Here is a 17,252-nt window from a genome sequence, read left to right as displayed (position 1 = left end):
GACATCAACAACCAACCCACTCAGACCACTTTTAGCAACGGGAGATAACACATCGTGCTCGACGTGAACTTCTTCGACGAGCTTCGGATCGGCCTGGCCACCGCGGACGAGATCCGCCAGTGGTCCCACGGCGAGGTCAAGAAGCCGGAGACGATCAACTACCGGACGCTCAAGCCCGAGCGTGACGGACTCTTCTGCGAGAAGATCTTCGGTCCCACCCGGGACTGGGAGTGCTACTGCGGCAAGTACAAGCGCGTTCGCTTCAAGGGCATCATCTGCGAGCGGTGTGGCGTCGAGGTCACCCGCTCCAAGGTGCGCCGTGAGCGGATGGGCCACATCGAGCTGGCCGCGCCGGTCACCCACATCTGGTACTTCAAGGGTGTCCCGTCGCGGCTCGGCTACCTGCTCGACCTCGCCCCGAAGGACCTGGAGAAGGTCATCTACTTCGCGGCGTACATGATCACCGACGTCGACGACGAGGCCCGGCACCGCGACCTGTCCTCGCTCGAGGGCCGGGTGGACGTGGAGCGCAAGCAGCTCGAGAACCGTCGTGACAACGACATCGAGCAGCGGATGAAGAAGCTCGAGGAGGATCTGGCGCAGCTCGAGGCCGAGGGCGCCAAGGCCGACGTACGCCGCAAGGTGAAGGAAGGCGCCGAGCGTGAGGTCAAGCAGCTGCGCGACCGTGCGCAGCGCGAGATCGACCGCCTCGACGAGGTCTGGACCCGGTTCAAGAACCTCAAGGTCCAGGACCTGGAGGGCGACGAGATCCTCTACCGCGCCATGAAGGAGCGGTTCGGCAAGTACTTCGAGGGCGCGATGGGCGCCGCCGCGATCCAGCGCCGGCTGGAGACCTTCGACCTGAAGGCCGAGGCGGACAACCTGCGCGAGACGATCAAGACCGGCAAGGGCCAGCGCAAGACGCGGGCCCTGAAGCGGCTCAAGGTCGTCACCGCGTTCCTGGCCACCAACAACAGCCCGATGGGCATGGTGCTGGACTGCGTCCCGGTCATCCCGCCGGACCTGCGCCCGATGGTGCAGCTCGACGGTGGCCGGTTCGCGACCTCGGACCTGAACGACCTGTACCGCCGGGTGATCAACCGGAACAACCGGCTCAAGCGACTGCTCGACCTGGGCGCGCCGGAGATCATCGTCAACAACGAGAAGCGGATGCTGCAGGAGGCCGTCGACGCGCTGTTCGACAACGGCCGTCGTGGCCGTCCGGTCACCGGCCCGGGCAACCGGCCGCTGAAGTCGCTGTCCGACATGCTCAAGGGCAAGCAGGGCCGTTTCCGTCAGAACCTGCTGGGCAAGCGCGTCGACTACTCGGGCCGCTCCGTCATCGTGGTCGGCCCGCAGCTGAAGCTGCACCAGTGCGGTCTGCCGAAGGCGATGGCGCTGGAGCTGTTCAAGCCGTTCGTGATGAAGCGGCTGGTCGACCTCAACCACGCGCAGAACATCAAGTCCGCCAAGCGGATGGTCGAGCGTCAGCGCGCCCAGGTCTGGGACGTGCTGGAAGAGGTCATCACCGAGCACCCGGTCCTGCTCAACCGTGCGCCTACGCTGCACCGGTTGGGTATCCAGGCGTTCGAGCCGCAGCTGATCGAGGGCAAGGCGATCCAGATCCACCCGCTCGTCTGCTCCGCGTTCAACGCGGACTTCGACGGTGACCAGATGGCGGTGCACCTGCCGCTGTCGGCCGAGGCGCAGGCCGAGGCCCGGATCCTGATGCTGTCGACGAACAACATCCTGAAGCCGGCCGACGGCCGTCCGGTCACAATGCCGACGCAGGACATGATCATCGGCATCTACTTCCTGACCATGCTGAAGGAAGGCGCCAAGGGCGAGGGCCGGGCGTTCAGCTCCGTGGCCGAGGCGATCATGGCCTTCGACCGCAAGGAGCTGTCGCTGCAGGCCAAGGTCAACCTGCGGCTGGACGAGTCCGGTGTGCCGGCCGGTGTGACCGAGCGGGCCGAGGGTGGCTTCGCGCTGGAGACGACGCTGGGCCGCGCGCTGTTCAACGAGGCGCTGCCGCACGACTACCCGTTCGTGGACGTCGAGGTCGGCAAGAAGCAGCTGGGCGGGATCGTCAACGACCTGGCCGAGCGGTACACCAAGGTCGAGGTCGCGAACGCCCTCGACAACCTGAAGGACCTCGGTTTCCGCTGGGCCACCCGCTCCGGTGTCACGGTGTCGATCGACGACTTCAGCACGCCACCGTCCAAGCCGGAGATCATGGCCCGGTACGAGGCCCAGGCCGAGAAGGTCCAGAAGCAGTTCGAGCGGGGTCTGATCACCTCGTCCGAGCGGCGCCAGGAGCTGATCGAGATCTGGACCGGCGCCAACGCCGAGGTCGGTAAGGCGATGGAGGAGAACTTCGCCAAGGACAACCCGATCTGGATGATGGTGCACTCCGGTGCCCGAGGCAACATGATGCAGATCCGGCAGATCGCCGGTATGCGTGGTCTGGTCGCCAACCCGAAGGGCGAGATCATCGCCCGGCCGATCAAGTCCAACTTCCGCGAGGGCCTGTCGGTGGTCGAGTACTTCATCGCCACCCACGGCGCCCGGAAGGGTCTGGCCGACACCGCGCTGCGGACCGCCGACTCGGGGTACCTGACCCGTCGTCTGGTGGACGTGTCGCAGGACGTGATCATCCGCGAGGAGGACTGCGGCACCGAGCGGGGCCTGCCGAAGCAGATCGGCGAGAAGGACCCGTCCGGCAAGGTCGTGCACGCCGAGAACGTGGAGACCAGCGCGTACGCGCGGACCCTGGCCACCGACGCCCTGGACGCCGACGGCAACGTCGTGCTCGCCGGCGGCGCCGACCTGGGCGACGTGTCGATCGCGAAGCTGGTCGCGGCCGGGATCGAGGAGGTCAAGGTCCGGTCGGTGCTCACCTGTGACGCCAAGACCGGTACCTGCGCGAAGTGCTACGGCCGTTCGCTGGCGACCGGCAAGCCGGTCGACATCGGCGAGGCGGTCGGCATCATCGCGGCCCAGTCCATCGGTGAGCCGGGTACGCAGCTGACGATGCGCACCTTCCACACCGGTGGTGTCGCGGGTGATGACATCACCCACGGTCTGCCGCGTGTGGTCGAGCTCTTCGAGGCCCGTCAGCCCAAGGGCAAGGCGCCGATCGGCGAAGCGGCCGGCCGGATCGCGATCGAGGACACCGACAAGACCCGGAAGCTGGTGCTCACCCCGGACGACGGTTCCGAGGAGGTCGCCTACCCGGTGTCGAAGCGGGCCCGGCTGCTGATCGAGGACGGTCAGCACGTCGAGGTCGGTCAGCAGCTGACGCAGGGTACGCCGGACCCGCAGGAGGTTCTGCGGATCCTGGGTGTCCGCAAGGCGCAGGAGCACCTGGTGGACGAGGTCCAGGAGGTGTACCGGTCGCAGGGTGTGGCCATCCACGACAAGCACATCGAGATCATCGTCCGGCAGATGCTGCGCCGGGTCACGGTGATCGAGTCCGGCGAGGCGAACCTGCTCCCGGGTGAGCTCGCGGACCGGATCATGTTCGAGGCGGAGAACCGCCGCGTCGTGGCCGAGGGCGGTACTCCGGCCTCGGGTCGTCCGGTGCTGATGGGTATCACCAAGGCCTCGCTGGCCACCGAGTCGTGGCTGTCGGCCGCCTCCTTCCAGGAGACGACCCGCGTCCTCACCGAGGCCGCGATCCACGGCAAGTCCGACTCGCTGGTCGGTCTGAAGGAGAACGTCATCATCGGCAAGCTGATCCCGGCCGGTACGGGCATGGACCGGTACCGCAACATCCGGGTGGAGCCCACCGAGGAGGCGAAGGCCGCGATGTACTCGATGGTCGGCTACGAGTCGTACGACTACGACTTCGGCCCGTCCTCGGGCCAGTCGGTCCCGCTCGACGACTTCGACCTCGGTTCGTACCAGAACTGATTCGAAGCACGCGCAAGAGGGCGGCATTTCCCACTGGGAAGTGCCGCCCTCGCCGTTTGTTCGGGCCTGGTCACACGAGCGGATATCCACGCGTCTTGGGGGTTCTGCACTGGCACACCAGCGCAGAACCCCTCACTCGAGGGGATATCCACTCGTGTGTGGGGCACGGCCGGCGGGGTGTGTGCGGGCACAGTCGGGAAAAGACACTCGGGGTGGCGGCTGAAAGTGTGCGCGGGATAGGCCAAGATTGGTGCATGACGGATCTGCCGGCCTACCTGCGGCCTTTCGTCTTGGGGGTTCTGGATGGTCCCGATGTACGTGTCGATCGCTTGGGGGAGATCGACCTGTACCGCCCGCCCGGGACCGCCCGAGGCGGTGCAATTCTCTTTGTGCACGGGGGTCCTGGACCTGCCGGTCTCGAGGTCATGCCTCGGGAGTGGCCGGTCTACAAGGGCTATGCGACCGCTGCCGCCAGGCGAGGCCTGGTGGCTGCAGTCGTCGACCACAGCCTGATCCACGGACTCGACCGCCTGGTCGCGGCCGCGGACGAGGTGGAGGCCGCGGTCGGCGTACTGCGTTCCGATCCGCGGGTCGACCCTGATCGGGTCGGTCTGTGGTTCTTCTCCGGTGCCGGCCTGCTCGCCGGGGAGTGGCTGGACAGCCGCCCCGACTGGTTGCGGTTCGTCGCCCTGACCTACCCCCTGCTCGCCACCCCGCCCGGTGTCGACGAACTCGTTCCCGCCGCCGAAGTGATCGGCAAACACGACCGGGGCGGTGGGGCGGGGAAAGCATCAAGTACAGACCTGCCGGTTTTGCTGACCAGAGCTGGACTCGAGCGTGAGGAGCTCGCCGGTCCGGTCGCGGAGTTCGTTTCCGCGGGAGGCGCCGCGCTGGACATCATCGACGTACCGAAAGGGCACCACGGGTTCGACATGCTCGACCACACCGAAGAATCACGCGCCGCCGTCACCAAGGCTCTCGACTGGGCTATCGCCCACCTCGGCGAAGAGCCCGGCGACGACGGCAAGCTCCTCGTCCCACCCCCGGCCAAGAAGAAGACCACCGCGACCCGGCGTACGCCGACGGTCGCCAAACCGGCCGCAGCGGTCAAGGAAGCGCCTGCCGGGCCCGCCGGCCAGCAGACGCTGCCCACGACCCCCAAGGCCACTCCTGCCACTCCTGCTCCCGCTGTAGCCCCTGCACAGGCCCCGCTCGCCGATCTGGGGATGGCGACCATCGCGGCCGTCACCGCCGACACTCCGGCCGCCCGGGTGATCAGTCGCGAGCACGCAGCGTTCGCAGCGCACGACCTCGAGGCCTTCCTGGCCATGTACTCGCCGACGGCGCGGATCCTGCTCGCCGACGGCACCGAGCTGAAGGGCCGCCGGTTCCTGCGCGAGCACTACCGGCCGCGGTTCGACGCCGGCCAGTGCAAGACCGAAGTGGTGCAGCGACTGATGCTGGGGGAGTGGGTGGTCGAGCACGTGCTGTCGTACGACGACAGCGGGACCACTCCGCAACTCGGCCTGTACCGCGTCGTCGACGGCCTGATCACGGACGTCGAGTTCCGCGCCTGACCCGTGATCGACCACCTCGCCGAATTCGACCGGACGGCCGCGCTGTTCGCGGCCGTCCTGGCCGACGCCGACCCGGCGCTCCCGGTGCCGGCGTGCCCGGGCTGGACCGTCGCCGACCTGGCTCTGCACCTCGGAGCCGGCCAGCGCTGGGCGGCCTCGATCCTGCTCAGCAGCACGTCCCAGAAGGTCCCGCAGGTACTGCGTACGACGATCTCCTGGGCGGACTGGTATGCCGGGACCAGCGCGGCCCTGATCGCGGCGATCCGGGCGATCGACCCGGACGAGCCCTGCTGGAACTTCGCGCCGGTGGACCAGCGCGCGGGATTCTGGACCCGGCGGCGCATGCATGAGACGGCGATCCACCTCGTGGACGCCCTGCAGGCAACCGGTTCCGGGACGACTGGTCCGGCGACCGTACCTGCGGAGATCGCGGCCGATGGGGTGGACGAGGTGTTCGGGGTGTTCCTGCCCCGGATGCTGGCCCGCGGGTTCGCGCCGGCGGTGACCCGGCAGGTCGGCGTACGCGCCACCGACACCGGCCACGAATGGACCCTGATCCCTGTGTCACAAGGCGATCGGCCGCAGGTGGAGCGGGGCCGGGCGGTCGGGGAAGCGGTCCTGTCAGGGACCGCGTCGGAGCTCGACCTGTGCCTGTGGAAGCGCTTGCCGGGAGCCGTTCTGACGGTCGAGGGGGACGCCGGCGCGGCGGCTGATTTCCTCGCGGGGAGAGCCACTCCGTAGGCCTTGTACACTGGAACAGCGAAAGGTCCTCGACCGTGGTCGATTACTCATTTTGACCGTGCTTGAGGCACCCGCTAGTCTTAACGATCGTGCCCGGGGTCTTCCTTGGGCCGTCATGCGTGCCCCTCGTCCAACGGGTCGGGCCGCGTGGCACGGGACTTCTGACCGACAGTCTTGAGATTAAGGCCCCGGTACGCCCGTGCGCACGCGACACACCCGACCGCGGGGGTCAGGCAAGAGCTACAAACCCAGCCGGACGACAGAAAGAGACCCACGCGGTGCCCACCATTAACCAGCTGGTCCGCAAGGGCCGCCAGGACAAGGTGTCCAAGAACAAGACGCCGGCCCTGAAGGGTTCCCCTCAGCGTCGTGGTGTGTGCACGCGCGTCTACACGACCACGCCGAAGAAGCCGAACTCCGCTCTTCGTAAGGTTGCGCGTGTCCGCCTGACCAGCGGTATCGAGGTCACCGCGTACATTCCCGGCGTCGGCCACAACCTGCAGGAGCACTCGATCGTGCTCGTCCGCGGCGGCCGGGTGAAGGACCTCCCCGGTGTCCGGTACAAGATCATCCGCGGTTCGCTCGACACCCAGGGTGTGAAGAACCGTAAGCAGGCTCGCAGCCTCTACGGCGCGAAGAAGGAGAAGAGCTAATGCCGCGCAAGGGCCCCGCCCCGAAGCGCCCGGTCATCATCGACCCGGTCTACAGTTCGCCGCTCGTCACCCAGTTGATCTCCAAGATCCTGGTCGACGGCAAGAAGCAGATCGCGCAGAGCATCGTCTACAACGCGCTCGAGGGCACTCGCACCAAGACCGGCACCGACCCGGTGATCACGCTGAAGCGTGCGCTGGACAACGTGAAGCCGAGCATCGAGGTGAAGAGCCGCCGCGTCGGTGGTGCCACCTACCAGGTGCCGATCGAGGTCAAGCCCGGTCGCTCCACCACGCTGGCGCTGCGCTGGCTGACGTCGTACTCCCGCGCTCGTCGCGAGAAGACCATGTCCGAGCGCCTGATGAACGAGATCCTGGACGCGTCCAACGGTCTCGGTGCGTCGGTGAAGCGCCGCGAGGACACGCACAAGATGGCCGAAGCCAACAAGGCTTTCGCCCACTACCGCTGGTGATCCGGGGTCCGATCCGGACCCCAGCGATCACCGTTTGACGCAAGACAGAATCGAGAGGTAGACCACCGAGGTGGCCGTACAAATCACCACCGACCTGGCCAAGGTCCGCAACATCGGGATCATGGCCCACATCGACGCCGGCAAGACGACGACGACCGAGCGGATCCTCTTCTACACCGGTATCACCTACAAGATCGGTGAGGTCCACGACGGCGCCGCCACGATGGACTGGATGGAGCAGGAGCAGGAGCGCGGCATCACGATCACGTCCGCCGCGACGACCTGCACCTGGAAAGACCACACCATCAACATCATCGACACCCCGGGGCACGTCGACTTCACCGTCGAGGTGGAGCGCTCGCTGCGCGTCCTCGACGGCGCTGTCGCGGTGTTCGACGGTGTCGCCGGTGTCGAGCCGCAGTCCGAGACCGTGTGGCGCCAGGCGGACCGGTACGGCGTGCCGCGGATCTGCTTCGTCAACAAGCTGGACCGGACCGGCGCGGAGTTCATGCGCTGCGTCGACATGATCGTCGACCGGCTGGCCGCGGTGCCGCTGGTGCTGCAGCTGCCGATCGGTTCCGAGTCCGACTTCATCGGTGTCGTCGACCTGGTCGGCATGCGCGCGCTGACGTGGCGCGGTGAGACCACGATGGGTGAGGACTACACCGTCGAGGAGATCCCGGCCACCCACACCGAGATCGCCGCCGAGTGGCGCGACAAGCTGATCGAGACGCTGGCCGAGGCCGACGACGAGATCATGGAGATGTACCTGGAGGGCGACGAGCCCACCCAGGAGCAGGTTGTCGCGGGCATCCGGCGGGCGACCATCGCCAGCAAGCTGACCCCGGTGCTGACCGGCACGGCGTTCAAGAACAAGGGCGTCCAGCCGCTGCTCGACGCGATCAACGCCTACCTGCCGAGCCCGCTCGACGTCCCGGCCATCGAGGGCCACGACGTCAAGGACGCGGAGCAGGTCGTACTGCGCAAGCCGTCCGACAGCGAGCCGTTCTCGGCGCTGGCGTTCAAGATCGCGGCCGACCCGCACCTGGGCAAGCTGACCTTCATCCGGGTCTACTCGGGCAAGCTCGAGACCGGCACCCAGGTGCTGAACCCGACGAAGGGCCGCAAGGAGCGGATCGGCAAGATCTACCGCATGCACGCGAACAAGCGTGAGGAGATCGCGTCGATCGGCGCCGGCCACATCGTCGCCGTGATGGGCCTGAAGGACACCACCACCGGTGAGACCCTGTCCGACCCGGCCAAGCCGGTCGTGCTGGAGTCGATGCAGTTCCCGGCCCCGGTGATCTCGGTCGCCATCGAGCCCAAGTCGAAGGCCGACCAGGAGAAGCTGGGCGTCGCGATCCAGCGGCTCGCCGAGGAGGACCCGACCTTCCAGGTCCGGACCGACGAGGACACCGGCCAGACGATCATCGCCGGTATGGGCGAGCTGCACCTCGAGGTGCTGGTCGACCGGATGAAGCGCGAGTTCCGCGTCGAGGCGAACGTCGGCAAGCCGCAGGTGGCCTACCGCGAGACGATCAAGAAGAAGGTCGAGAAGGTCGACTACACGCACAAGAAGCAGACCGGTGGTTCGGGTCAGTTCGCGCGTGTGATCATCAACATCGAGCCGACCTCGGTCGAGGCCGGCGGCGAAGGCGGCTACGAGTTCGTCAACTCCGTCACCGGTGGCCGGATCCCCCGGGAGTACATCCCGTCGGTGGACGAGGGCGCCCAGGAGGCGATGGAGTTCGGCGTACTGGCCGGCTACCCGATGGTGGACGTCAAGGTCACGCTGACCGACGGCGCCTACCACGATGTCGACTCCTCCGAGCTCGCCTTCAAGATCGCCGGTTCGATGGCGTTCAAGGACGCGGCCCGGCGGGCGACCCCGGTCATCCTCGAGCCGATGTTCGCGGTCGAGGTCATCACCCCCGAGGACTACATGGGTGAAGTGATCGGCGACCTCAACTCACGCCGTGGCCAGATCCAGTCGATGGACGAGGGCCCCGGTGGCAGCCGGGCCGTGAAGGCTCTGGTGCCGTTGTCCGAGATGTTCGGGTATGTCGGTGACCTGCGGTCCAAGACCCAGGGCCGCGCGTCCTACTCGATGCAGTTCGATTCCTACGCCGAGGTTCCGAAGAACGTGGCGGAAGAGATCATCAAGAAGGCCCGGGGCGAGTAATCTCTCGCTCCTGACCACCACACCCCAAAGCGCGTCGGCGTACGGCGTAGTCAACATTTATCCAGGAGGGCCCCAGTGGCGAAGGCGAAGTTCGAGCGGACCAAGCCGCACGTCAACATCGGCACCATCGGTCACATCGACCACGGTAAGACCACGCTTACCGCGGCGATCACCAAGGTGCTGCACGACAAGTACCCGAACCTCAACGAGGCGTCGGCCTTCGATCAGATCGACAAGGCGCCCGAAGAGCGTCAGCGCGGTATCACCATCTCCATCGCGCACGTCGAGTACCAGACCGAGGCCCGGCACTACGCCCACGTCGACTGCCCGGGTCACGCGGACTACATCAAGAACATGATCACCGGTGCGGCCCAGATGGACGGTGCGATCCTGGTCGTCGCCGCCACCGACGGCCCGATGCCGCAGACGCGTGAGCACGTGCTGCTCGCCCGTCAGGTCGGCGTGCCGGCGATGGTCGTCGCGCTGAACAAGTGCGACATGGTCGACGACGAGGAGATCCTGGAGCTCGTCGAGCTCGAGGTTCGCGAGCTGCTCTCGGAGCAGGAGTTCGACGGCGACAACGCGCCGATCGTGCGGGTTGCCGCACACCCGGCGCTGCAGGGCGACGCCAAGTGGGGCGAGTCGATCATCGAGCTGATGAACGCGGTCGACTCCTACATCCCGCAGCCGGAGCGCGAGGTCGACAAGCCGTTCCTGATGCCGGTGGAGGACGTCTTCACCATCACCGGTCGCGGCACGGTCATCACCGGCCGGATCGAGCGCGGTGTGGTCAAGATCAACGAGACGGTCGACATCGTCGGCATCCGTCCGGAGAAGCAGACCACCACGGTCACCGGTATCGAGATGTTCCGCAAGCTGCTCGACGAGGGCCAGGCCGGTGAGAACGTCGGTCTGCTGCTTCGCGGCACGAAGCGCGAGGACGTCGAGCGCGGCATGGTCGTCATCAAGCCGGGCACCACGACCCCGCACACCAACTTCGAGGCTTCGGTCTACATCCTCTCGAAGGAGGAGGGCGGCCGTCACACGCCGTTCTTCCAGAACTACCGTCCGCAGTTCTACTTCCGGACCACGGACGTCACCGGCGTCGTCACGCTGCCCGAGGGCACCGAGATGGTCATGCCGGGCGACAACACCGACATGTCGGTCGAGCTGATCCAGCCGATCGCCATGGAGGAGGGTCTGAAGTTCGCGATCCGTGAAGGTGGCCGCACCGTCGGCGCCGGCCGGGTCACCAAGATCCTGAAGTGATCTCACGAGGTCCGCGTGGGCTCGTAGTCTGAGCCCCGCGGACCTCTGCTGTGCGCCTGATCCGGCGCTCAGGTGGTACCGGATCAGGCGTGGAGCCACCCGATTGGCGTTTCGGCGCCGATCTCTGGCACAATATTCAGGTTGCTCAGGCGAGGCCGCCGGGGTGCGCCCCAGATCTTCCGATCTGGCTGGTGCGCCGGACCGGAGACCATGCCGAGGTTCGGTCCGAGACCGGGCCCCGATCACCATCCCAGGTCGAAGAAGCGGTGGGTCACGCGCGTGCCGCGCAGTATTGCACCGGTGTGGCGACACACCCGACCTCGGGGGTCGGAGCAACGCACCGAAAGACGATAGAGAAGGACGAAGCGAAGCGATGGCGGGACAGAAGATCCGCATCCGGCTGAAGGCCTACGACCACGAGGTCATCGACAGCTCGGCACGCAAGATTGTCGACACGGTGACGCGTACTGGTGCGAAGGTTGCTGGCCCGGTGCCGTTGCCGACGGAAAAGAACGTGTTCTGCGTCATCCGCTCGCCGCACAAGTACAAGGACAGCCGCGAGCACTTCGAGATGCGCACCCACAAGCGGCTCATCGACATCATCGACCCCACGCCGAAGACCGTCGACTCGCTGATGCGCCTCGACCTGCCGGCCGGTGTCGACATCGAGATCAAGCTCTGAGGACGCGGAAAGACCAATGAGCACTGTTAAGAACACGCGCGGTCTGCTGGGCACCAAGCTCGGCATGACCCAGACCTGGGACGAGAACAACCGAGTCGTCCCCGTCACCGTGATCCAGGCCGGGCCCTGTGTCGTCACCGGCGTCCGCACCGCGGACCGGGACGGCTACGACGGCGTCCAGATCGCCTTCGGCGACATCGACCCGCGCAAGGTGACCAAGCCCCAGCGCGGCCACTTCGACAAGGCCGGCGTGACGCCGCGGCGCCACCTGCTGGAGTTGCGCACCGCCGACGCCAGCGAGTACACGCTGGGTCAGGAGATCAAGGCCGAGGCCTTCGAGGCCGGTGAGCGGGTCGACGTTTCCGCCACCAGCAAGGGCAAGGGTTTCGCCGGTGTGATGAAGCGGCACGGCTTCCACGGCCTGCGCGCCACCCACGGTGTGCACAAGAAGCACCGTTCGCCGGGCTCCATCGGCGGTTGCGCCACCCCGGGCCGGGTCTTCAAGGGCCTGCGGATGGCCGGCCGGATGGGCGCCGAGCAGATCACCACGCAGAACATCAGCGTGCACGCGATCGACACCGAGCGCGGCCTGATCCTGCTCAAGGGCGCCGTACCCGGCCCCAAGGGCGGGCTCGTGCTGATCCGCAACGCCGCGAAGGGAGCTGCGAAGTGAGCACCGTCGACGTCGTCGTCGTGAAGGGCGACAAGGTCAGCAAGAAGGGTTCCGCCGAGCTTCCGGCCGAGCTGTTCGACGTCCAGGTCAACGTGCCGCTGATCCACCAGGTCGTGGTGGCCCAGCTGGCCGCGGCCCGCCAGGGCACGCACAAGGCGAAGTCCCGGGGCGAGGTGTCCGGCGGTGGCGCCAAGCCGTACCGCCAGAAGGGCACCGGTCGCGCCCGCCAGGGTTCGACCCGCGCGCCGCAGTTCACCGGCGGTGGCGTCGTCCACGGCCCGGTGCCGCGCGACTACAGCCAGCGGACCCCGAAGAAGATGATCGCCGCCGCGCTCCGCGGCTCGCTGTCGGACCGGGCCCGTGACGGCCGCGTGTTCGTCGTCGAGAGCTTCGTGGACGGCGACAAGCCGTCCACCAGGTCGGCGCTGAAGGTGCTCGCCGAGGTCACCGACCCGGGCAAGGCGCTGGTCGTGGTCGACCGCGCCGACGAGCTGACCTGGCTGAGCCTGCGCAACGTGCAGCACGTGCACCTGATCGCGGCCGACCAGCTGAACGCGTACGACGTGCTGTGCAGCGACGCGGTCGTGTTCACCAAGAGCGCGCTCGACTCGTTCGTCGCCGGCGCGCCCAAGGGCAAGTCCGTCAAGGCCGTCGCCACGTCGACCGAGGCCGAGGAGGTAGAGGCATGAGCCACGGAATCAACAAGGACCCGCGCGACGTGCTGCTCCGGCCGGTCGTGAGCGAGAAGAGCTACGGCCTGCTCGACGAGCAGAAGTACACGTTCGAGGTCGACCCGGACGCCAACAAGACCGAGATCAAGCTCGCGGTCGAGAAGGTGTTCAAGGTCAAGGTCTCCGACGTCAACACGCTGAACCGCAAGGGCAAGCGCCGCCGGACCCGTAGTGGCTTCGGCAAGCGTCCCGACACCAAGCGGGCGATCGTGACCCTCAAGGGTGACGACCGCATCGATATCTTCGGAGGCCAGTCGTAATGGGAATCCGCAAGTACAAGCCGACGACCCCGGGCCGCCGTGGCTCGAGTGTGGCCGACTTCGTCGAGCTCACCCGTTCGACCCCCGAGAAGTCGCTGCTGCGTCCGCTGCCGAAGAAGGGCGGCCGGAACAACTCCGGCAAGATCACCACCAGGCACCACGGTGGCGGTCACAAGCGGGCGTACCGGCTGATCGACTTCAAGCGGTACGACAAGGACGGCGTGCCGGCGAAGGTCGCGCACATCGAGTACGACCCGAACCGCACCGCCCGGATCGCGCTGCTGCACTACGTGGACGGCGAGAAGCGCTACATCCTCGCCCCGTCGAACCTGCAGCAGGGCACGGTCGTCGAGAACGGCCCGGCCGCCGACATCAAGGTCGGCAACAACCTGCCGCTGCGCAACATCCCGGTCGGTTCCACCATCCACGCGGTCGAGCTGCGGCCGGGCGGTGGCGCCAAGATGGCCCGCTCCGCCGGCTCCAGCATCCAGCTGGTCGCGAAGGAAGGCCGGATGGCCACCCTGCGGATGCCGTCCGGCGAGGTCCGGATGGTCGACGTGCGCTGCCGCGCCACCCTCGGTGAGGTCGGCAACGGCGAGCAGTCGAACATCAACTGGGGCAAGGCGGGCCGGATGCGCTGGAAGGGCAAGCGCCCGACCGTCCGCGGTGTCGCGATGAACCCGGTCGACCACCCGCACGGTGGTGGTGAGGGTAAGACCTCGGGTGGTCGCCACCCGGTGTCCCCGTGGGGTCAGGCCGAGGGCCGGACCCGCACCCGCAAGGAAAGCGACCGCATGATCGTCCGGCGCCGCAAGGCCGGCAAGAAGCGCTGATAGGAGCCGGCCAGAATGCCACGCAGCTTGAAGAAGGGCCCGTTCGTCGACCACCACCTCGCGAAGAAGGTGGAGGTGCAGAACGAGAAGGGCACCAAGAACGTCATCAAGACCTGGTCCCGCCGATCGATGATCGTGCCGGACATGATCGGCCACACGATTGCGGTGCACGACGGCCGCAAGCACGTGCCGGTGTTCGTGACGGACGCGATGGTCGGGCACAAGCTCGGCGAGTTCGCACCGACCCGGACGTTCAGGGGTCACGAGAAGGACGACCGGAAGTCACGGCGTCGCTGACCATGGTCAGTGACGAAGCGAAAGCAACCTACGGAGAGATTCGAACATCATGAGCGTTCAAGAGCGTAGGGCGATCAGCGCCCGTCGCGAGAGCCTGCTGGGCGAGCAGCCCGGGGCCTTCGCGGTCGCGCGCTTCGTCCGCGTGACGCCGATGAAGGCGCGCCGCGTGGGTGACCTGGTGCGCGGTCTGGGCGTCGACGACGCACTCGCCACTCTGAAGTTCGCCCCGCAGGCCGCTGCCGCGACCGTGTACAAGGTCGTCGACAGCGCCGCGGCGAACGCCGAGGGCACCGAGCACCTGAGCCGGGCCGACCTGGTCGTGGCCAAGGTCCTCGTGGACGAGGGGCCGACGCTGAAGCGTCACCGCCCGCGTGCGCAGGGCCGGGCCACCCGGATCGACAAGCGGACCAGCCACATCACCATCGTGGTGACCCCGCGCGTCACCGACGAGCCGGTCGAGAAGGCCCCGGCCAAGAAGACGGCCGCCAAGAAGTCCGCGGACACCGCGGACACGGCGAAGAAGGCCCCCGCCAAGAAGACGGCCAAGAAGGCCGCCGACAAGGCAGAGGCCGCCGACAAGCCGGCCAAGAAGGCGACCGCCAAGAAGTCGGCCGCCAAGAAGGCCACCGCTGAGAAGAAGGAGTCCTGACGTGGGACAGAAGGTAAACCCGCACGGGTTCCGTCTCGGCATCAGCACCGACCACAAGAGCCGTTGGTACGCCGACAAGCTGTACAAGGACTACGTGGGCGAGGACGTCAAGATCCGCCGCCTGCTGAGCAAGGGCATGGAGCGCGCCGGCATCTCCCGCGTGGAGATCGAGCGCACCCGTGACCGGGTCCGGGTCGACATCCACACCGCTCGTCCGGGCATCGTCATCGGCCGCCGCGGCGCCGAGGCGGACCGGATCCGGGGCAGCCTGGAGGAGCTCACCGGCAAGCAGGTGCAGCTGAACATCCTCGAGGTGAAGAACTCCGAGGTCGACGCCCAGCTGGTCGCACAGGGTGTGGCCGAGCAGCTGTCCGGCCGCGTGGCGTTCCGCCGCGCGATGCGCAAGGCGATGCAGACCACCATGCGTGGCGGCGCCCTGGGCATCCGGATCCAGTGCTCCGGCCGGCTCGGTGGCGCGGAGATGTCGCGGTCGGAGTTCTACCGCGAGGGCCGCGTCCCGCTGCACACGCTGCGGGCCGACATCGACTACGGCTTCTACGAGGCCCGGACGACCTTCGGCCGGATCGGCGTGAAGGTCTGGATCTACAAGGGCGACGTCGCCGGCACCCGCGCCGAGCGCGAGGCGCAGGCTGCGGCCCGCGCAGCCACCCAGCAGCGTGGCCGTCCGGCCCGCCGTGACGGTGGCGACCGCGGCGACCGTGGCGGTCGCGGTGGTGACCGTGGTGGTCGCGGTGGTGACCGTGGCGGTCGTCGTGACGACAACAACGCCCGGAACGACGCGCCGAAGGCCGAGGCCGCCCCGGCGGCCGAGAAGCCGGCCGCGACGACCGGAACGGAGAGCTGAACCATGCTCATCCCCCGCAAGGTCAAGCACCGCAAGCAGCACCACCCGAAGCGGACCGGTGCTGCCAAGGGCGGTACGACGCTCGCCTTCGGTGAGTTCGGCATCCAGGCACTGGAGAGCCACTACGTCACCAACCGGCAGATCGAGGCCGCGCGTATCGCGATGACCCGGCACATCAAGCGTGGCGGCAAGGTGTGGATCAACATCTACCCGGACCGCCCGCTGACCAAGAAGCCGGCCGAGACCCGGATGGGTTCCGGTAAGGGTTCGCCGGAGTGGTGGATCGCCAACGTCAAGGCCGGTCGCGTGCTGTTCGAGCTCTCCGGTGTGCCGGAGGACATTGCTCGCGAGGCGATGCGCCGCGCGATCCACAAGTTGCCGATGAAGTGCCGCTTCATCTCCCGAGAGGCAGGTGAGAACTGATGGCTACCCTGACCGCCGCCGAGCTGCGGAACCTCGGGCGGGACGAGCTGATGACCAAGCTCGGTGAAGCCAAGGAGGAGCTGTTCAACCTCCGGTTCCAGGCTGCCACGGGCCAGCTGGAGTCCCACGGCCGGCTGCGCGCCGTCCGCAAGGACATCGCCCGCATCTACACGGTGCTGTCCGAGCGTGCGCTCGGGATCACCGAGGAGGTCGACGCCCCGGTTGCCGAGGCGGAGGCCGACGAGCCTGCGGACGACAGTGAGAAGGCGAACGCATGACCGAGAACGTGAAGGACGAGACCGTGAGCACGACCCCCGAGGCGCGAGGCCGCCGCAAGACCCGTGAGGGTCTGGTGCTGAGCGACAAGATGGACAAGACCGTCACCGTCGAGGTCGAGGACCGGGTCAAGCACAAGCTGTACGGCAAGGTCATCCGGCGTACCAGCAAGCTCAAGGCGCACGACGAGCAGAACGCCGCCGGTATCGGCGACCGCGTCCTCCTGATGGAGACCCGGCCGCTGTCGGCGACCAAGCGCTGGCGCGTCGTCGAGATCCTCGAGAAGGCCAAGTAGTTCCCGGCCCCCGGCCGGAAACCATTCGAATTTATTCGTTCCGCAAGGCTCACGCGAGTGAGAACCAGCGAGACAACCAGGAGATCAACAGATGATCCAGCAGGAGTCGCGACTGAAGGTCGCCGACAACACGGGTGCCAAGGAGATCTTGTGCATCCGCGTTCTCGGTGGCTCCGGTCGGCGCTACGCCGGTGTCGGTGACACGATCGTCGCCACCGTCAAGGACGCGATCCCCGGCGGTGGTGTCAAGAAGGGTGACGTCGTGAAGGCGGTCGTCGTGCGGACCGTGAAGGAGCGCCGGCGTCCGGACGGCTCCTACATCCGCTTCGACGAGAACGCCGCGGTGATCCTGAAGGCCGACGGCGAGCCGCGCGGCACCCGTATCTTCGGGCCGGTCGGCCGGGAGCTGCGGGAGAAGCGCTTCATGAAGATCATCTCGCTCGCGCCGGAGGTGCTCTGAG

19 protein-coding genes are annotated in these 17,252 nt (G+C 67.3%); all 19 read left to right on the top strand.

Annotated features, from left to right (window positions below; translation table 11 throughout):
* Positions 1 to 54 precede the first annotated feature (54 nt).
* The 19 genes from ACIA58_RS01350 (at position 55) to rplN (ending at position 17,251) form a co-directional block, all read left to right on the top strand.
* Positions 55 to 3,915, top strand: a complete 3,861-nt coding sequence (locus ACIA58_RS01350) for a DNA-directed RNA polymerase subunit beta' (protein WP_396401602.1) — start codon at positions 55 to 57, stop codon at positions 3,913 to 3,915.
* 425 nt (positions 3,916 to 4,340) lie between these two features.
* A complete protein-coding gene (locus tag ACIA58_RS01345) occupies positions 4,341 to 5,492 on the top strand; it encodes a nuclear transport factor 2 family protein (protein ID WP_396401601.1) in 1,152 nt (383 codons plus the stop codon).
* A 3-nt stretch (positions 5,493 to 5,495) separates the two neighbouring features.
* On the top strand, positions 5,496 to 6,233 hold the full coding sequence (locus ACIA58_RS01340; protein WP_396401600.1) for a maleylpyruvate isomerase N-terminal domain-containing protein: 738 nt from the start codon (positions 5,496 to 5,498) through the stop codon (positions 6,231 to 6,233).
* 278 nt (positions 6,234 to 6,511) lie between these two features.
* Entirely contained in the window at positions 6,512 to 6,886 is a 375-nt protein-coding gene (gene rpsL / locus ACIA58_RS01335) for a 30S ribosomal protein S12 (RefSeq protein ID WP_130384649.1), read from the top strand.
* On the top strand, positions 6,886 to 7,356 hold the full coding sequence (gene rpsG / locus ACIA58_RS01330; RefSeq protein ID WP_130384648.1) for a 30S ribosomal protein S7: 471 nt from the start codon (positions 6,886 to 6,888) through the stop codon (positions 7,354 to 7,356). The genes rpsL and rpsG overlap by 1 nt, the downstream gene beginning before the upstream one ends.
* 121 nt (positions 7,357 to 7,477) lie before the next feature.
* Positions 7,478 to 9,538, top strand: a complete 2,061-nt coding sequence (gene fusA / locus ACIA58_RS01325) for an elongation factor G (protein WP_396403288.1) — start codon at positions 7,478 to 7,480, stop codon at positions 9,536 to 9,538.
* 75 nt (positions 9,539 to 9,613) lie between these two features.
* On the top strand, positions 9,614 to 10,807 hold the full coding sequence (tuf, locus tag ACIA58_RS01320) for an elongation factor Tu (RefSeq protein ID WP_396401599.1): 1,194 nt from the start codon (positions 9,614 to 9,616) through the stop codon (positions 10,805 to 10,807).
* A 373-nt stretch (positions 10,808 to 11,180) separates the two neighbouring features.
* Positions 11,181 to 11,489 (top strand): 30S ribosomal protein S10, encoded by a 309-nt coding sequence (gene rpsJ / locus ACIA58_RS01315; protein WP_012923688.1) that lies wholly within the window; start codon positions 11,181 to 11,183, stop codon positions 11,487 to 11,489.
* Between the two features lie 16 nt (positions 11,490 to 11,505).
* Entirely contained in the window at positions 11,506 to 12,162 is a 657-nt protein-coding gene (rplC, locus tag ACIA58_RS01310; protein WP_396401598.1) for a 50S ribosomal protein L3, read from the top strand.
* A complete protein-coding gene (rplD, locus tag ACIA58_RS01305; protein WP_396401597.1) occupies positions 12,159 to 12,851 on the top strand; it encodes a 50S ribosomal protein L4 in 693 nt (230 codons plus the stop codon). Before rplC ends, rplD begins: the two co-directional genes overlap by 4 nt.
* Positions 12,848 to 13,153, top strand: coding sequence for a 50S ribosomal protein L23 (gene rplW / locus ACIA58_RS01300; protein ID WP_396401596.1), 306 nt, complete (start codon positions 12,848 to 12,850; stop codon positions 13,151 to 13,153). Before rplD ends, rplW begins: the two co-directional genes overlap by 4 nt.
* Entirely contained in the window at positions 13,153 to 13,986 is an 834-nt protein-coding gene (rplB, locus tag ACIA58_RS01295) for a 50S ribosomal protein L2 (RefSeq protein ID WP_396401595.1), read from the top strand. Before rplW ends, rplB begins: the two co-directional genes overlap by 1 nt.
* A gap of 15 nt (positions 13,987 to 14,001) precedes the next feature.
* Positions 14,002 to 14,283 carry a 30S ribosomal protein S19 gene (gene rpsS / locus ACIA58_RS01290; RefSeq protein WP_329003461.1) on the top strand — a complete coding sequence of 94 codons (282 nt, stop codon included), beginning with the start codon at positions 14,002 to 14,004 and terminating at the stop codon, positions 14,281 to 14,283.
* 49 nt (positions 14,284 to 14,332) lie between these two features.
* Positions 14,333 to 14,932 carry a 50S ribosomal protein L22 gene (gene rplV / locus ACIA58_RS01285; RefSeq protein WP_130441494.1) on the top strand — a complete coding sequence of 200 codons (600 nt, stop codon included), beginning with the start codon at positions 14,333 to 14,335 and terminating at the stop codon, positions 14,930 to 14,932.
* Position 14,933: 1 nt separating this feature from the next.
* Entirely contained in the window at positions 14,934 to 15,797 is an 864-nt protein-coding gene (gene rpsC / locus ACIA58_RS01280) for a 30S ribosomal protein S3 (protein WP_396401594.1), read from the top strand.
* A gap of 3 nt (positions 15,798 to 15,800) precedes the next feature.
* Entirely contained in the window at positions 15,801 to 16,220 is a 420-nt protein-coding gene (gene rplP / locus ACIA58_RS01275; protein ID WP_350859551.1) for a 50S ribosomal protein L16, read from the top strand.
* Positions 16,220 to 16,498 carry a 50S ribosomal protein L29 gene (rpmC, locus tag ACIA58_RS01270; RefSeq protein ID WP_396401593.1) on the top strand — a complete coding sequence of 93 codons (279 nt, stop codon included), beginning with the start codon at positions 16,220 to 16,222 and terminating at the stop codon, positions 16,496 to 16,498. The genes rplP and rpmC overlap by 1 nt, the downstream gene beginning before the upstream one ends.
* The gene (gene rpsQ / locus ACIA58_RS01265; protein WP_350859548.1) at positions 16,495 to 16,791 is read left to right on the top strand and encodes a 30S ribosomal protein S17; all 297 of its coding nucleotides are present in this window, start codon (positions 16,495 to 16,497) and stop codon (positions 16,789 to 16,791) included. The genes rpmC and rpsQ overlap by 4 nt, the downstream gene beginning before the upstream one ends.
* A gap of 91 nt (positions 16,792 to 16,882) precedes the next feature.
* Positions 16,883 to 17,251, top strand: a complete 369-nt coding sequence (rplN, locus tag ACIA58_RS01260; protein ID WP_012923677.1) for a 50S ribosomal protein L14 — start codon at positions 16,883 to 16,885, stop codon at positions 17,249 to 17,251.
* Position 17,252 lies beyond the last annotated feature (1 nt).

This window comes from Kribbella sp. NPDC051586, assembly GCF_044453965.1.
Classification (GTDB): Bacteria; Actinomycetota; Actinomycetes; order Propionibacteriales; family Kribbellaceae; genus Kribbella.
This window is presented reverse-complemented; position numbering and strand designations above follow the sequence as displayed.

Excerpts from the sequence above, each read along its gene's own strand:
- rpsQ (WP_350859548.1), top strand. The coding sequence starts at position 16,495 with ATGACCGAGAACGTGAAGGACGAGACCGTGAGCACGACCCCCGAGGCG.
- rplC (WP_396401598.1), top strand. The coding sequence starts at position 11,506 with ATGAGCACTGTTAAGAACACGCGCGGTCTGCTGGGCACCAAGCTCGGC.
- rpsG (WP_130384648.1), top strand. The coding sequence starts at position 6,886 with ATGCCGCGCAAGGGCCCCGCCCCGAAGCGCCCGGTCATCATCGACCCG.
- rplP (WP_350859551.1), top strand. The coding sequence starts at position 15,801 with ATGCTCATCCCCCGCAAGGTCAAGCACCGCAAGCAGCACCACCCGAAG.
- rplB (WP_396401595.1), top strand. The coding sequence starts at position 13,153 with ATGGGAATCCGCAAGTACAAGCCGACGACCCCGGGCCGCCGTGGCTCG.
- rpsS (WP_329003461.1), top strand. The coding sequence starts at position 14,002 with ATGCCACGCAGCTTGAAGAAGGGCCCGTTCGTCGACCACCACCTCGCG.
- fusA (WP_396403288.1), top strand. The coding sequence starts at position 7,478 with ATGGCCCACATCGACGCCGGCAAGACGACGACGACCGAGCGGATCCTC.
- rpsJ (WP_012923688.1), top strand. The coding sequence starts at position 11,181 with ATGGCGGGACAGAAGATCCGCATCCGGCTGAAGGCCTACGACCACGAG.
- ACIA58_RS01345 (WP_396401601.1), top strand. The coding sequence starts at position 4,341 with ATGCCTCGGGAGTGGCCGGTCTACAAGGGCTATGCGACCGCTGCCGCC.
- rplN (WP_012923677.1), top strand. The coding sequence starts at position 16,883 with ATGATCCAGCAGGAGTCGCGACTGAAGGTCGCCGACAACACGGGTGCC.
- rplV (WP_130441494.1), top strand. The coding sequence starts at position 14,333 with ATGAGCGTTCAAGAGCGTAGGGCGATCAGCGCCCGTCGCGAGAGCCTG.
- rplW (WP_396401596.1), top strand. The coding sequence starts at position 12,848 with ATGAGCCACGGAATCAACAAGGACCCGCGCGACGTGCTGCTCCGGCCG.
- rpmC (WP_396401593.1), top strand. The coding sequence starts at position 16,220 with ATGGCTACCCTGACCGCCGCCGAGCTGCGGAACCTCGGGCGGGACGAG.